This window comes from Staphylococcus sp. AtDRG32, assembly GCF_004365845.1.
Taxonomy (GTDB): Bacteria; Bacillota; Bacilli; order Staphylococcales; family Staphylococcaceae; genus Staphylococcus; species Staphylococcus hominis.
The window spans coordinates 15,722-30,939 of record NZ_SODE01000012.1 but is presented as its reverse complement, the minus strand read 5'-3'; the positions used below and the strand labels follow the sequence as shown (position 1 = coordinate 30,939).

Sequence of the window (15,218 nt, the reverse complement as noted above, 5' to 3'; positions counted from 1 at the left end):
GTCCTCCTGGGTATGTTTTTGTCGTTAAAAACATTGTACCGTAAAAGGACTGTTATATGGCCTTTTTACTTTTACACAATTATACGGACTTTATCAACAAGTTCAAAACCATCAAAAAAAGACACCTTTTCAGGTGCTTTTTTTATTTTATAAACTCATTCCCTGATCTCGACTTCGTTCTTTTTTTACCTCTCGGTTATGAGTTAGTTCAAATTCGTTCTTTTTAGGTTCTAAATCGTGTTTTTCTTGGAATTGTGCTGTTTTATCCTTTACCTTGTCTACAAACCCCTTAAAAACGTTTTTAAAGGCTTTTAAGCCGTCTGTACGTTCCTTAAGGAATTCCTTAGTGCTTTCATAGATTAAACTCACATCACGCTTTAAATCGCTTATTTTAGACTTTAAAGACTTGTTTTCTTCAAGCAACTCATTATAATCATTTACATTTTCATTAAATCGCTCTACAAGACCACTATATTTTTCTTTAACTTGCCCATGTTCTTTACTTAATTTTTTATATTCTCTCGCCATATCAGTACTCATGAGATTTCTAACATGCTGTTTTAACCTATCGTTATCTCTCGCAGCAGTCACTAAGTTTTTATAATCACGCTCCGATATAACAACATTTTTGGTTGGTTTCTTTTCTGTTTTCATTATTTCTTTTCCCAAACCAAACATGGACTTTTCACCCGTTGGCACTTCAACACTTTTCATGTGTCGTTTCGCTGGTACTTCTAAATCTGATTTAACTTTATCGCTATAAGCAGTCCATTCATCTTTTTTAACTGCTAAATTTTTTTCTAGAAAATCAATCTCTTTTTCCAAAGTTTGTTTTTTAAATTTAGCTGTCTCAATATGTTTACGGTCAGAGCCACGTTCACCACGCTTCAACTCAAAACCCTGTTTTTTCATATGCTCGGGGAATTTATCTTGTAGCCATAACAGTTCTTGACGATTAAACACATTTTTTCCTTGCAGTTTTCCATCACGCATAGGCACAACACCTAAATGCATGTGAGGGGTTTGCTCATCATTATGAACTGTTGCATAAGCAATATTTTGCTTGCCATATCGTTCGGAAAATAATTTATAACTTTCCTCAAAAAATCGTTTTTGTTCTCCTGGATCCAGTTGCTCAAAAAAATCTCGGTCAGATGTTACTAGCAACTCATTTACAAGAACAGCATCTTTCCTCGTTTTTCTTGTACCTGTTTTTTGTGATTCAATAATTTCTTTGACACGTTCGTTGTAATCAATATTTTTATCATTTTTCAAATCATAATTTTCACGTGTTCGCTCATGGTCAATATCATCATTCGTTCTACTTTTTCGCTCTCTTTGATTATGAAATTGCATGCCTTTTAGTCCAGCTGATTTCACTTTTTGCATTCTACAAACTGCATAACTCATATGTAAATCGCTCCTTTTTAGGTGGCACAAATGTGAGGCATTTTCGCTCTTTCCGGCAACCACTTCCAAGTAAAGTATAACACACTATACTTTATATTCATAAAGTGTGTGCTCTGCGAGGCTGTCGGCAGTGCCGACCAAAACCATAAAACCTTTAAGACCTTTCTTTTTTTTACGAGAAAAAAGAAACAAAAAAACCTGCCCTCTGCCACCTCAGCAAAGGGGGGTTTTGCTCTCGTGCTCGTTTAAAAATCAGCAAGGGACAGGTAGTATTTTTTGAGAAGATCACTCAAAAAATCTCCACCTTTAAACCCTTGCCAATTTTTATTTTGTCCGTTTTGTCTAGCTTACCGAAAGCCAGACTCAGCAAGAATAAAATTTTTATTGTCTTTCGGTTTTCTAGTGTAACGGACAAAACCACTCAAAATAAAAAAGATACAAGAGAGGTCTCTCGTATCTTTTATTCAGCAATCGCGCCCGATTGCTGAACAGATTAATAATAGATTTTAGCTTTTTATTTGTTGAAAAAAGCTAATCAAATTGTTGTCGGGATCAATTACTGCAAAGTCTCGTTCATCCCACCACTGATCTTTTAATGATGTATTGGGGTGCAAAATGCCCAAAGGCTTAATATGTTGATATAATTCATCAATTCCCTCTACTTCAATGCGGCAACTAGCAGTACCAGCAATAAACGACTCCGCACCTGTACAAACCGGTGAATCATTACTACGAGAGCGCCAGCCTTCATCACTTGCCTCCCATAGATGAATCCGAACCTCATTACACATTAGAACTGCGAATCCATCTTCATGGTGAACCAAAGTGAAACCTAGTTTATCGCAATAAAAACCTATACTCTTTTTAATATCCCCGACTGGCAATGCCGGGATAGACTGTAACATTCTCACGCATAAAATCCCCTTTCATTTTCTAATGTAAATCTATTACCTTATTATTAATTCAATTCGCTCATAATTAATCCTTTTTCTTATTACGCAAAATGGCCCGATTTAAGCACACCCTTTATTCCGTTAATGCGCCATGACAGCCATGATAATTACTAATACTAGGAGAAGTTAATAAATACGTAACCAACATGATTAACAATTATTAGAGGTCATCGTTCAAAATGGTATGCGTTTTGACACATCCACTATATATCCGTGTCGTTCTGTCCACTCCTGAATCCCATTCCAGAAATTCTCTAGCGATTCCAGAAGTTTCTCAGAGTCGGAAAGTTGACCAGACATTACGAACTGGCACAGATGGTCATAACCTGAAGGAAGATCTGATTGCTTAACTGCTTCAGTTAAGACCGAAGCGCTCGTCGTATAACAGATGCGATGATGCAGACCAATCAACATGGCACCTGCCATTGCTACCTGTACAGTCAAGGATGGTAGAAATGTTGTCGGTCCTTGCACACGAATATTACGCCATTTGCCTGCATATTCAAACAGCTCTTCTACGATAAGGGCACAAATCGCATCGTGGAACGTTTGGGCTTCTACCGATTTAGCAGTTTGATACACTTTCTCTAAGTATCCACCTGAATCATAAATCGGCAAAATAGAGAAAAATTGACCATGTGTAAGCGGCCAATCTGATTCCACCTGAGATGCATAATCTAGTAGAATCTCTTCGCTATCAAAATTCACTTCCACCTTCCACTCACCGGTTGTCCATTCATGGCTGAACTCTGCTTCCTCTGTTGACATGACACACATCATCTCAATATCCGAATAGGGCCCATCAGTCTGACGACCAAGAGAGCCATAAACACCAATAGCCTTAACATCATCCCCATATTTATCCAATATTCGTTCCTTAATTTCATGAACAATCTTCATTCTTTCTTCTCTAGTCATTATTATTGGTCCATTCACTATTCTCATTCCCTTTTCAGATAATTTTAGATTTGCTTTTCTAAATAAGAATATTTGGAGAGCACCGTTCTTATTCAGCTATTAATAACTCGTCTTCCTAAGCATCCTTCAATCCTTTTAATAACAATTATAGCATCTAATCTTCAACAAACTGGCCCGTTTGTTGAACTACTCTTTAATAAAATAATTTTTCCGTTCCCAATTCCACATTGCAATAATAGAAAATCCATCTTCATCGGCTTTTTCGTCATCATCTGTATGAATCAAATCGCCTTCTTCTGTGTCATCAAGGTTTAATTTTTTATGTATTTCTTTTAACAAACCACCATAGGAGATTAACCTTTTACGGTGTAAACCTTCCTCCAAATCAGACAAACGTTTCAAATTCTTTTCTTCATCATCGGTCATAAAATCCGTATCCTTTACAGGATATTTTGCAGTTTCGTCAATTGCCGATTGTATATCCGATTTATATTTATTTTTCGGTCGAATCATTTGAACTTTTACATTTGGATCATAGTCTAATTTCATTGCCTTTTTCCAAAATTGAATCCATTGTTTTTGATTCACGTAGTTTTCTGTATTCTTAAAATAAGTTGGTTCCACACATACCAATACATGCATGTGCTGATTATAAGAATTATCGGTTCTGTTGCAAAGTTGAATTTATAATATAATTTTAACAAAAAGGAGTCTTCTGTATGAACTATTTCAGATATAAACAATTTAACAAGGATGTTATCACTGTAGCCGTTGGCTACTATCTAAGATATGCATTGAGCTATCGTGATATATCTGAAATATTAAGAGAACGTGGTGTAAACGTTCATCATTCAACGATCTACCGTTGGGTTCAAGAATATGCCCCAATTTTATATCAAATTTGGAAGAAAAAGCATAAAAAAGCTTATTACAAATGGCGTATTGATGAGACGTATATCAAAATAAAAGGAAAATGGAGCTATTTATATCGTGCCATTGATACAGAGGGACATACATTAGATATTTGGTTGCGTAAGCAACGAGATAATCATTCAGCATATGCGTTTATCAAACGTCTCATTAAACAATTTGGTAAGCCTCAAAAGGTAGTTACAGATCAGGCACCTTCAACGAAGGCAGCAATGGCTAAAATAATTAAAGCTTTTAAACTTAAACCTGACTGTCATTGTACATCGAAATATCTGAATAACCTCATTGAGCAAGATCACCGTCATATTAAAGTAAGAAAGACAAGATATCAAAGTATCAATACGGCAAAGAATACTTTAAAAGGTATTGAATGTATTTACGCTCTATATAAAAAGAACCGTAGGTCTCTTCAGATCTACGGATTTTCCCCATGCCACGAAATTAGCATCATGCTAGCAAGTTAAACGAACACTGACATGATATATTAGTGATTAGCTATATTTTTTACTTTGCAACAGAACCCTTTTTATTTAAAAATCTCAATATTAATAAAATTAAAGCTAAAAAAGGACGAAAGATTGAATGGTTAGAATTTTCTTTTGAACCTGAGAAACGTATTCATTCGAAACGACAATCTAATATGATAAGTACAGGCAAACCAAAACAATATATAAGCCGTGAAATGACGCCACAATGGTTAAAAAATAACACTTATGAACCAACCACATCTAAGACATCTGCGTATACAGAAGAAGAACGTCAAGCGTTTTTACAAAAAATGAAAAAGTAAAGGAGACCCAGTTATTTGATGAAAACTGTAAAGGAAGTTTCTGAACTTTTAGATGTCTCTAAACAAACAATTCATTATCATTTAAAAAGTTTACCTTCAAATTTGAAGGTAAACAAAGTAGGTAACAAATCATTAATAGATGATAATACAATAGATTATCTAAAAACAATTTTAAATAAAAAAACGACAAAAGAATCGACAAAATTTGATGAAAAATCGACAAACAAAACAGAATCATTAAATAACCAATATAGCAGTTATATCGATAAATACATAGAGCATTTAGAATCAGAAATTCGACAAAAGAATCGACAAATTGACGATTTAACAATTGCATTAAAACAAGAACAATCTTTGAATTTAAATAGCCAAAATATATTAAGTAATACCAAAAAAATAGAAACTGATAATATAGATTCAAAAGAAGATATCATTACTCCAAAAGCATCAAAAAAAAATGAACAAAAACAATCTATCTTTTCTAAACTATTCAAAAAAAAATAATGTATTCACGCCTAAAGGCGTGAATACATTATTTTCTCTAAAAAGAAATTATCACTTGTTAATTATAATATAGTTAATATTTAGCAAGTGAAGTGTGGTTTATCATATGCAAAAATCCCACTACTGTCCAAAGCAAAGTAGGGTTTTTATTTAATATACAAAATACAAAGCATTTCTATATTGACAAAGGATAAAAATCATACTAACTTATGAATATATGAGCATATATTCATAAGTTAGTATGATTTTCTTCGAGTAACAAAACATTAATTGAAATTTTATATTTTTTAACTCTATAGTTATAAAAACAAAAATTCAAATTATAGAAAATATTTTTCATCATTAAAAAGAGGAGGGATTAAATGGAAAACGATCACAATCATAATCATACACATGGCGCGAACAAAAAGACTTTATTAATTAGTTTTATTATTATTACAAGTTACATGATTGTAGAAGGGTTAGGTGGTTTCTTTACTAACAGTCTTGCGTTAATTTCAGATGCTGGTCATATGTTAAGTGATTCTATTTCTTTAGGTATTGCTTTAATTGCATTTACTTTAGGAGCGAAGCAAGCTAATACAAATAAAACTTTTGGCTACAAAAGGTTTGAAATACTAGCAGCTGTACTTAATGGTATTACTTTGATGTTAATAGCTATCTATATTTTTTATGAAGCTATTGAGAGATTTAAAAACCCCCCTGAGGTAGCTTCTACAGGCATGTTAATTATCGCCTTGGTAGGCTTGTTTATTAATATTATTGTGGCTTGGATAATGCTGCGCGGGAGCGATGTAGAAGAAAACTTAAATATGCGTGGAGCATATTTGCATGTAATAAGCGACATGCTTGGATCTATAGGTGCAGTTATAGCAGCCCTTCTCATTATATTTTTTAGATGGGGGTGGGCGGATCCTTTAGCAAGTGTGATTGTAGCAATTTTAGTACTACGTAGCGGCTTTTATGTAACAAAATCAAGTCTTCATGTATTAATGGAGGGAGCACCAAGCAATATAAATACAAAAGACATTATTAAAACTATTAAAAAATTCAAAGAAGTTAAAAATATTCATGACTTTCATGTTTGGTCAGTAACTAGCGGATTAAACGCGTTATCTTGTCATATTGTTGTAGAAGATACAATGACCATTACTGAAAATGAGTTTTTACTTAAACGTATAGAACATGAACTCAATCATCAAAATATTCAACATGTCACAATACAGACTGAAACTTCTAACAATAATCATAGTGAAAAATTGTTTTGTATCGTGAAAGAAGAAGACAGTCAACATCATCATTAAATAAACAGCCATTATTTTTTAATAATGGCTGTTTATTTAATTATTCCAATATATTTAATATATCTTTTTTGTTATTTTCAAATCCCACGTAATATTTAAACAACTTTTTTTTACCCCAAAAAATTTTTTTATAAAAAACAAATAAGGGAACAATTCGGTTGCCTGATATTTTTTTCATTTCTTCTTCTAAGTCCAAATTTTGACTTACATCTTTATGACTATAACTAATCTCTTGAGAGTTTAAATACCTTTTTGATTCTTGGCAATCAGAGCATGTAGGTCTTGTGTAAAGCTCAAGTTGTATATTTTTATCCAAATATATCTCTCCTAATATAAGTTTTAGCATACATTTTATACAAGTGTACCTCTTAAAACAAACTATAAATATTAATTTTTTATATGAAACTTTTGTATTGACTTATACCTACTAGGGGTATAATATAGATTCCAACAAGAGATACCCCGTTAGGGTATATGAGGAGGGGTGAAATTGAACACTACTACTGTTAAAAACAATGACGCATTGCTCAATAGACTCAAAAGATTAGAAGGACAAATGCGCGGTTTACAATCAATGATAGCAGAAGATAGATATTGTATAGATGTACTAGTACAAATAACAGCAATACAATCAGCCCTAAAACAAGTGGGTTTTATAGTAACTGAAGACCATATATCTAATTGTGTAAGTGAAGGTATTAAAAATGGCAACGGAGAAGAAAGTATCAAAGAATTGATGGTTGTATTAAAACAATTTTCAAAATAGGAGGAAAGAAATAATTGAGTGAAAATATTAAAAAAACCTCATTAGGTATCACAGGCATGACATGTGCAGCTTGCTCGAATAAAGTAGAAAAAAATCTAAATAAATTAGATGAAGTTAACGCTAATGTAAATCCTTCTACAGAGAAAGCTACAATTGAATATAACCCCAATGTTACATCATTAGAAGATATTGCAAATACAATTCAAAAAACAGGTTATGGAGTTTTAACCGAAAAAGTGGATCTCGATGTAATGGGAATGACGTGTGCAGCTTGTTCGAATAAAATCGAAAAAGTTTTAAATCGAATCTCAGGTGTAAATAAGGCTACAGTTAATTTAACCACAGAAAGTGCTACTGTAGAATACAACCCTGATATGACGTCTGTAGATGAATTTCAACAACGTATTAAAAACCTAGGGTATGAGGCACAACCTAAAAAAGAAGCATCAGAAAAAAGTTCCCAAAAAGAAAAACAATTAAAACGACAGTTAATTAAATTAGTTGTTTCAGCTGTTTTAGCAGCTCCATTGTTAATGACAATGTTCGTTCATTTATTTGGTATTCAAATACCACATATATTTATGAACCCGTGGTTCCAATTTGTATTAGCAACGCCTGTTCAATTTGTTATTGGTTGGCAATTTTATGTAGGCGCTTATAAAAACCTTCGTAATGGGTCAGCAAATATGGATGTTCTTGTCGCTTTAGGTACAAGCGCAGCCTTCTTTTATAGTATTTATGAATCGATTAAGTGGTTAATTAATACAAATTATGAGCCACACCTATATTTTGAAACAAGTGCTGTATTAATTACTTTAATTCTTTTCGGAAAGTATTTAGAAGCACGTGCTAAAACACAAACAACAAATGCGTTAAGTAAATTGTTGAATTTACAAGCTAAAGAAGCACGTATATTACGCAACGGTGAAGAGACTATGGTTCCTTTAAGTGAGGTAAAAGAAGGAGACTATTTAGTTATCAAACCAGGAGAAAAAATACCAGTAGATGGCAAAATAATTAAAGGTATGACTTCAATTGACGAGTCAATGTTGACAGGTGAATCTATTCCTGTTGAAAAAATGCAAAATGATAATGTTATAGGATCAACAATGAATAAAAATGGAGCAATTACTGTTGAAGCAACAAAAGTTGGTAAAGATACAGCTCTTGCCTCCATTGTTAAAGTTGTCGAAGAAGCGCAAGGTTCTAAAGCGCCAATACAAAGACTAGCAGATATTATTTCTGGATATTTTGTACCTATCGTTGTAGGTATCGCGATTTTCACATTTATTATATGGATTTCATTAGTTCAGCCGGGACAATTTGAACCAGCCTTAGTTGCTGCAATAGCAGTATTAGTTATCGCTTGTCCTTGTGCGTTAGGCTTAGCTACGCCTACTTCTATAATGGTGGGTACCGGAAAAGCTGCTGAAAATGGCATTCTATTTAAAGGTGGAGAACACATTGAAGGTACACACGCTATTAATACAGTTGTTTTAGATAAAACTGGCACTATAACAAATGGCACACCTGAAGTCACTGATTTTAGTGGAGATGATCAAACATTACAATTGTTAGCTAGTGCAGAAAAAGGTTCTGAACACCCACTAGCTGAAGCTATCGTAAGTTATGCTAAAGAAAAATCATTAGAATTTTTAGAAGTAGACCATTTTGAAGCTATACCAGGGCGCGGTATAAATGCAACAATTGATGGTAAAGAACTTTTTGTCGGAAATCGAAAACTAATGAGTGAAAAAGGAATCCAAACTAATGAAGCTGAAACAAATCTCGCTCAATTTGAAAAAGAAGGAAAAACTGCAATGCTTATAAGCGTAGATAACGAATTGAGAGGGGTTGTCGCTGTAGCTGATACAGTTAAAGATACTGCCCAACAAGCTATTCAAAAACTTCATGAATTAGGTATTGAAGTTGCTATGTTAACTGGTGATAACAAACGTACCGCACAAGCAATAGCAAAACAAGTTGGTATAGACACGATTATTGCAGAGGTTTTACCAGAAGAAAAAGCTTCTAAAGTAGCAGAAATTCAATCTGAAGGTAAAAAAGTAGCTATGGTTGGAGATGGTGTCAATGATGCTCCAGCACTAGTTAAAGCAGATATTGGTATTGCCATTGGTACAGGTACAGAAGTTGCAATCGAAGCTGCTGATATAACTATTTTAGGAGGAGACCTTTTATTAATTCCAAAAGCAATAAAAGCAAGTAAATCTACAATTCGTAATATTCGCCAAAATCTATTTTGGGCGTTTGGTTACAATGTTGCAGGTATCCCTATAGCAGCAATTGGTCTGCTAGCACCTTGGGTTGCGGGAGCAGCAATGGCTTTAAGTTCTGTAAGTGTTGTCACAAACGCTTTACGTCTAAAACGTATGAAATTATAAGAATCTTATATTTCTTGAAAGGAGGTGACAACATTGACTAACGAAGTTATTAATGTAGAAGGTATGAGCTGTGACCATTGCAAGCATTCAATTGAAAAAGCATTAAATGGATTAGATGGTGTAACATCTTCAGAAGTAAGCTTGGCGAATGGGAATGTGGAAGTTGAATTTGATGAAAATCAAGTAGCTTTCAACGACTTTAAAGAAGCTATTGAAGATCAAGGTTACGATGTAATTAAATAATTTAAATAGTTGGGCATATCGTTTAATGATATGCCCTTATTAAAAATTAAGGAGGATAAAAATATGAATCATAATCATGAATATCATTCAAACAAACCCGAAATTAAAGCAAATGTTGTATATAGAGATGGTAATATAGAAATTACGTTAGAAGATGAATTTAATAATGCCCCATTATTAGATACTATGCATGAAAAAGAAATGCATTTCGTTTTAGTATCTAATGACATGGAGAAATATTACCACCTACACCCTCAAAAAAAGCATGAAGGTTTATTTATAATTAACCAACAATTAGAGCCAGGAACTTACCAGGCTTTTGTTGATGTTACACCAAAAAACCATGTGTATTCCGTTCATCCTATTGAACTGCAAATTGGAGATAAAATAACCTCTACAACATCTTTAAATTCTGATAAAAATTGGGTAAAAGTTAACAAAGGAGTTCATGTAACTTTAAATTCTATAAGTGCTAAAGAAGATGAACATGTCCCTTTAACTTTCAATACAGAATTAACTCCCCAACCTTATTTAGGAGCTTTAGGACATGTGATTATATTTGATGAGCAATTAACTGATTATATTCATGTTCACCCAGAATCACCTGATTCTACAACCTTTTATGCTCATTTTCCTAAAAAAGGGATGTATAAAATTTGGGCAGAATTTAAATTTAATGATGAAGTGCATAGATTTACTTATAATATTAAAGTTGCATAAATCTATTAGCAAAAGCTTAAAAATCAGTAAATTGTAAAGAGTTATTTAGATAATACAAAACGCTTTATAAAAAATCGAAAATTTAAGATAGAAAGTTGATGAAGAAAGTATCAAAAAATTGTAGTGGTTGTTTATATTGCAACATTCACTGAATTTTTATAGTTAATAACCTATTATTTAAGGAGTAATTTATTGATTAAGTTTGAATATTTTGAGGAGAAAGATTTTGATTTATTAATAAACTGGATAAACTCTCCTGAACTTTTAGTCAAATGGGCAGGTACAGATTTTAATTATCCCCTAGATGAAGAACAATTAAAGGAATATATTAAAGACACAAATAAAGAAAATTCTAGTAAAATAATTTATAAAGTTATCATTGAAGAAAATAATTCAAAAAAAATTATAGGTCATATTGCTTTAAATAATATAGATTTTAAAAATTGTTCCGCCACGTTAAGTAAAGTTTTAGTAGGTGATCCGCAAATGCGTGGCCAAGGATTAGGCCCTAAAATAATAAAGAAATTATTGAAAAAGGCTTTTGAAGATTTGGGACTACACAGAATTGAATTAGGTGTTTTTGCCTTTAATAAATCAGCTATTAAAAGTTACAAAAAGATTGGATTTATAAAAGAAGGAGAAAAAAGAGACTTTAGAAAATTAAATGGAGAATATTATAATTTATGGCAAATGAGTATGTTAGAAAGCGAATGGTCTTGAATAATTTTAAACAAAAATAGTCCTCTTATTTTAATAAGAGGACTATTTTTGTTTATTTAGAGCGTACTCAAAAATGACATTTTGTATATAAAATTTATTTTGATTCATAAGTAATTCAGCTAATGACTTCTATTTTATTAATTTTAGCTATATATTAATATAGAAATAATAGTAAACATCTAATTAACTAAGATAGACAATTACAAAGACTTTACACTAAAATTCTTCTGAGTATGTTGAGGGGAATTATTGACAGAATTATCTTTTTTACTGTTTTAAATCTTTCACATATCTTTCCAATGCTAAATAATCTACACACATTGATTCAAAAAATGAAACTTTTTTTATCACAGCATTTTTATATACTTTTTGGGCTTTATTTACGATTCTTTGATTTTCTTGCCTAATAAAAATTAATTGGTTAGTTAATAAGTTATAATATTCTAAATCTTGCTCCTTTATGTATTGCATATCTATTTTAGAAAGATATTTATCAGGAACAGGTATCATATTTAAAAATAATAGATATCCTAATCTATTTTGAATATTATTAACCTCAAACAATTTTATTGATAGTTGATTATTTAGTTTTTTATTTTCTTTAGGGGAACTTAAGGGGACAAAATAATTAAGATCATTAATAGATAATACAACTCCTAAATAAGGACGAGTGGATTTATTTAATAATACTCTCTCATCTACATTTCTTAATTCATTAATATAATCTTCATCAACATAGTATAATTTCATAATTTCTCCTACAGTATAAAAATAAAGCGACCAAATATTTGGTCGCTTTTCAATGTCTACTTGTGGCAAGACCTCTCCATTTTTTCAATTCCAACTTTTAGCATGGACTCTCTATTTTTTCAATGTCTACTTGTGGCAAGACCTCTCCTATATACATTTTAAATTTTAGCACTGTATAAATCATATGTCAATTTTTTATCTTTATATTATATTTCTCAGAACCGTTCAAATTGGTTTTCTAAGAGAAAAATGATTAAAGATTTACTAACTGATTTTTCATTAGAAATAAAGCAGGTAGACGCTTGGTACAAAATACTTTCTACACCGATACAAATCCACAATTGATTGGAAAGAGTAAAATCCTTTGACAAGCTAATTACCGTATTGTTGATAGTATAAGAAAAGACTTATTAACCAAAAAAATCCTACAAAATCAATAATAATAGTCTTTTACATTTCTCCACCAACCAATGTTATAGTCCAATTAACGAAAATGATTAGCAAAGTAATGATCCCTCTCTGCGACTAGATTGATTCTTGATAGATAGGCGAACTATATATATCATGTTCTAATATACGACCTTTGATAAGTTATTTTCTCTTAATCTAAATTTGTTATCATTTTTTCTTTTTAAATAAATTTTTGGTAATAATAAATGCAACTACATATAACTCAACTGTTACCATTAATGGTAACGTGAAAAGACCCATATACATAAATATATCATTTGCGTGCATTATTCTATCCCAATCATCAACGACACTGATGAAGTTCCACACAAAATACCCTGTAGGGACCCCAAATATTATTAAACCTATAATCATTTTTAACAGTAATTGTTTATCTCTTAGACTCATCGTAGCTATTTTAATGTCTTCTAACGTTAACCAAGATTTTTTTTGAGATGTACTAATTTTTAAATCCTTTATTCCTGTTATATCTTTTTCTGTCTGATATCCTAAGGCATCTTTTAGAATTAATTTATCTCTACCATTAATACTCACTCTATCTATAATTTCTCTTTCAATAATACAATTATTTACATTTTCTGCAAAATAGTTTTTTCTACGTCGTTTTCCTACAAATGGAAATATAAAAATAGGGAATAATAACGAATAAAGAACAAGTAATATAGCTGGCAAACTAATTTTATCCCAATCTGTTATATATTTAATCACTTCTTCTTTAGGATATGCACTGAGTGAATAAAAAATCATTGCTAACAAGTACATTAATGCTACTAGTGTTATAAATATGTATAAAATTATATTGATTATCAGTGTTTTTACTCTTTCCATCTTTTGTCTTTTATATAAAATATTTTGACTTAGAATTTGAATAAGCGCATATATAATATATATTACTGCAAAAATCCCTACTTCGTTAAAATTCTTGTATAGGTCAATCAAGAAATCCATATTTTTGAAATACACGTTAACTCCTCCAATTAAAGTGTATAACAGGTTACTAAGACTTATAAATTTTTGCTTAAGTTATGCCATATTCTCATATAGCCCATAAGTTCTGTGTATTCAGACTTCAACATACCGTTAAGTAAATCATAAACATCATCAAATTCTTTATTTATAATTTCATAAACAACTTTTGTTTTATTTCTATACATCCACTCTGCCACGCGTTCTGTTTCACTAGTACCATCTTTTAAAGTAACGGGTTTAACTTCAATTTCATTTAATTGTTTAAGTATCTTATTTTTACTCCAATGTACATTATTTAAATACTTCTTCTTTTTCAAATCAACAAACTTTTGTAAATTATTATTTATCGGTTGTTCATTATTAATATCAGGAACCTCCCACATTTTCGTATAATAAGACAGATTTAAAACAATTTTCTTAGTATCAAAAATATTAAAAATATTTTTGATATCTAGTATATCTAAATATTCATTAGAAAAACGTATACAGTTTTCTAAAAAATTACTATATTCTTTTTTCAGAAGTTCATATTTTTCTTTATTATCTATATCGTGATCCCTATGTATATTTTGTGCTATTTCTCTAGAATCTTTAATAACAGATTTAAATAATGATAGTTTATTTGAAAAATAACGTACGTCGTCTAATGATTTTGCCAGTGTATCACTTAATTGATTTAGGTAATCTATCATTATACTTTTATTATGTATATTCTCATTCTGTCTAATATATTTTGCTATTCTATTTTGATTAGGTAGCAACTCTTCGATTGATATATTACCTCGTTTTATTTTTTCAGGTTTTGTTACATCATCTCTTAATATTTCATCGATCATATCTTCATTAACATACTTTACTTTTTTGAATGCAAACTTCCTTTTTTGTGGGTAATGATATTTATTCCAATTTTGGTTTGTTCCATTTTCTATATTATTTAAGATATCATTACTTTTATTTTTTACATAGTCTGTTGTGACACTTCGCTTTTTGCTATCTTCCTCATAAATTGAAAAATAATTCCCATTAATAATATACGCAGCTTCTTCCAGAGAATACCATCTTTCCTTTTTGCCATCTATCTCCAAGAATTTTTTATAATTACTTTTAAAAATTTCTTGTTCCATACTTAAATCAGACCCCTCTAAAATTTCTTCGATATTGTCATCAGTTAATTGATTATTCATCCAATAATTAAAATCTAAGTCATTGATTCCTTTGTTATTAATGATAATCACGCTATTACCTCCAAAAACCGAATAAATTTTTTCACCTATTATTTTATCACTTCATTTGCGAAAATTTAATCAATCACAGATATCTTTGATTAATTCTATTTATATTTCCTAAACGATGCGCATCAATAGGATA

At 31.1% G+C, this 15,218-nt stretch carries 16 protein-coding genes and 1 pseudogene; 9 read left to right on the top strand and 8 right to left on the bottom strand.

Annotated elements, in window-relative coordinates; genetic code table 11:
* Positions 1–147: 147 nt before the first annotated feature.
* From mobV to BDW25_RS10790, 4 genes are all read right to left on the bottom strand, one after another.
* Positions 148–1,410 (bottom strand): MobV family relaxase, encoded by a 1,263-nt coding sequence (gene mobV, locus BDW25_RS10805; protein ID WP_000119405.1) that lies wholly within the window; start codon positions 1,408–1,410, stop codon positions 148–150.
* 506 nt (positions 1,411–1,916) lie between these two features.
* Positions 1,917–2,321 carry a bleomycin binding protein gene (gene bleO, locus BDW25_RS10800; protein ID WP_001242578.1) on the bottom strand — a complete coding sequence of 135 codons (405 nt, stop codon included), beginning with the start codon at positions 2,319–2,321 and terminating at the stop codon, positions 1,917–1,919.
* A 216-nt stretch (positions 2,322–2,537) separates the two neighbouring features.
* Entirely contained in the window at positions 2,538–3,299 is a 762-nt protein-coding gene (gene aadD1 / locus BDW25_RS10795) for an aminoglycoside O-nucleotidyltransferase ANT(4')-Ia (RefSeq protein ID WP_001014230.1), read from the bottom strand.
* 168 nt (positions 3,300–3,467) lie between these two features.
* Positions 3,468–3,965, bottom strand: coding sequence for a protein rep (locus BDW25_RS10790; protein ID WP_279587355.1), 498 nt, complete (start codon positions 3,963–3,965; stop codon positions 3,468–3,470).
* A 35-nt stretch (positions 3,966–4,000) separates the two neighbouring features.
* On the opposite strand from BDW25_RS10790, the gene BDW25_RS10785 reads away from it, so the two are divergent.
* The 4 genes and pseudogenes from BDW25_RS10785 (at position 4,001) to BDW25_RS10770 (ending at position 6,809) form a co-directional block, all read left to right on the top strand.
* The gene (locus tag BDW25_RS10785; RefSeq protein ID WP_001105960.1) at positions 4,001–4,675 is read left to right on the top strand and encodes an IS6 family transposase; all 675 of its coding nucleotides are present in this window, start codon (positions 4,001–4,003) and stop codon (positions 4,673–4,675) included.
* 59 nt (positions 4,676–4,734) lie between these two features.
* Positions 4,735–5,001, top strand: a pseudogene (locus tag BDW25_RS10780) (replication initiation protein); the annotation flags it as partial.
* An 18-nt stretch (positions 5,002–5,019) separates the two neighbouring features.
* Positions 5,020–5,505, top strand: a complete 486-nt coding sequence (locus tag BDW25_RS10775; RefSeq protein ID WP_002487969.1) for a helix-turn-helix domain-containing protein — start codon at positions 5,020–5,022, stop codon at positions 5,503–5,505.
* A 362-nt stretch (positions 5,506–5,867) separates the two neighbouring features.
* The gene (locus BDW25_RS10770; RefSeq protein ID WP_001831389.1) at positions 5,868–6,809 is read left to right on the top strand and encodes a cation diffusion facilitator family transporter; all 942 of its coding nucleotides are present in this window, start codon (positions 5,868–5,870) and stop codon (positions 6,807–6,809) included.
* A 40-nt stretch (positions 6,810–6,849) separates the two neighbouring features.
* On the opposite strand, the gene BDW25_RS10765 is transcribed toward BDW25_RS10770, so the two are convergent.
* Entirely contained in the window at positions 6,850–7,125 is a 276-nt protein-coding gene (locus BDW25_RS10765) for a glutaredoxin family protein (protein ID WP_001831374.1), read from the bottom strand.
* A 174-nt stretch (positions 7,126–7,299) separates the two neighbouring features.
* On the opposite strand from BDW25_RS10765, the gene BDW25_RS10760 reads away from it, so the two are divergent.
* The 5 genes from BDW25_RS10760 to BDW25_RS10740 all read left to right on the top strand — a co-directional run bounded on the left by BDW25_RS10760 (position 7,300) and on the right by BDW25_RS10740 (position 11,660).
* Positions 7,300–7,575, top strand: coding sequence for a metal-sensing transcriptional repressor (locus BDW25_RS10760; protein ID WP_001831396.1), 276 nt, complete (start codon positions 7,300–7,302; stop codon positions 7,573–7,575).
* 14 nt (positions 7,576–7,589) lie between these two features.
* A complete protein-coding gene (locus tag BDW25_RS10755) occupies positions 7,590–9,977 on the top strand; it encodes a heavy metal translocating P-type ATPase (RefSeq protein ID WP_001832797.1) in 2,388 nt (795 codons plus the stop codon).
* A gap of 33 nt (positions 9,978–10,010) precedes the next feature.
* Positions 10,011–10,220, top strand: coding sequence for a copper chaperone CopZ (gene copZ / locus BDW25_RS10750; protein ID WP_001831373.1), 210 nt, complete (start codon positions 10,011–10,013; stop codon positions 10,218–10,220).
* A 63-nt stretch (positions 10,221–10,283) separates the two neighbouring features.
* The gene (locus BDW25_RS10745) at positions 10,284–10,940 is read left to right on the top strand and encodes a hypothetical protein (protein ID WP_001831384.1); all 657 of its coding nucleotides are present in this window, start codon (positions 10,284–10,286) and stop codon (positions 10,938–10,940) included.
* A 192-nt stretch (positions 10,941–11,132) separates the two neighbouring features.
* On the top strand, positions 11,133–11,660 hold the full coding sequence (locus tag BDW25_RS10740) for a GNAT family N-acetyltransferase (protein ID WP_001831394.1): 528 nt from the start codon (positions 11,133–11,135) through the stop codon (positions 11,658–11,660).
* Between the two features lie 267 nt (positions 11,661–11,927).
* Here the strand turns inward: BDW25_RS10740 and BDW25_RS10735 are convergent, their stop codons facing one another.
* The 3 genes from BDW25_RS10735 to BDW25_RS10725 all read right to left on the bottom strand — a co-directional run bounded on the left by BDW25_RS10735 (position 11,928) and on the right by BDW25_RS10725 (position 15,085).
* Positions 11,928–12,410, bottom strand: coding sequence for a type III toxin-antitoxin system ToxN/AbiQ family toxin (locus tag BDW25_RS10735; protein WP_001831392.1), 483 nt, complete (start codon positions 12,408–12,410; stop codon positions 11,928–11,930).
* Between the two features lie 618 nt (positions 12,411–13,028).
* A complete protein-coding gene (locus BDW25_RS10730; protein WP_001832799.1) occupies positions 13,029–13,844 on the bottom strand; it encodes a hypothetical protein in 816 nt (271 codons plus the stop codon).
* Between the two features lie 41 nt (positions 13,845–13,885).
* Entirely contained in the window at positions 13,886–15,085 is a 1,200-nt protein-coding gene (locus BDW25_RS10725) for a hypothetical protein (RefSeq protein WP_001831368.1), read from the bottom strand.
* Positions 15,086–15,218 lie beyond the last annotated feature (133 nt).

Coding starts and splice junctions, on each gene's coding strand:
- mobV (WP_000119405.1), bottom strand. CDS start 1,410: ATGAGTTATGCAGTTTGTAGAATGCAAAAAGTGAAATCAGCTGGACTA.
- BDW25_RS10785 (WP_001105960.1), top strand. CDS start 4,001: ATGAACTATTTCAGATATAAACAATTTAACAAGGATGTTATCACTGTA.
- BDW25_RS10775 (WP_002487969.1), top strand. CDS start 5,020: ATGAAAACTGTAAAGGAAGTTTCTGAACTTTTAGATGTCTCTAAACAA.
- BDW25_RS10770 (WP_001831389.1), top strand. CDS start 5,868: ATGGAAAACGATCACAATCATAATCATACACATGGCGCGAACAAAAAG.
- BDW25_RS10745 (WP_001831384.1), top strand. CDS start 10,284: ATGAATCATAATCATGAATATCATTCAAACAAACCCGAAATTAAAGCA.
- BDW25_RS10735 (WP_001831392.1), bottom strand. CDS start 12,410: ATGAAATTATACTATGTTGATGAAGATTATATTAATGAATTAAGAAAT.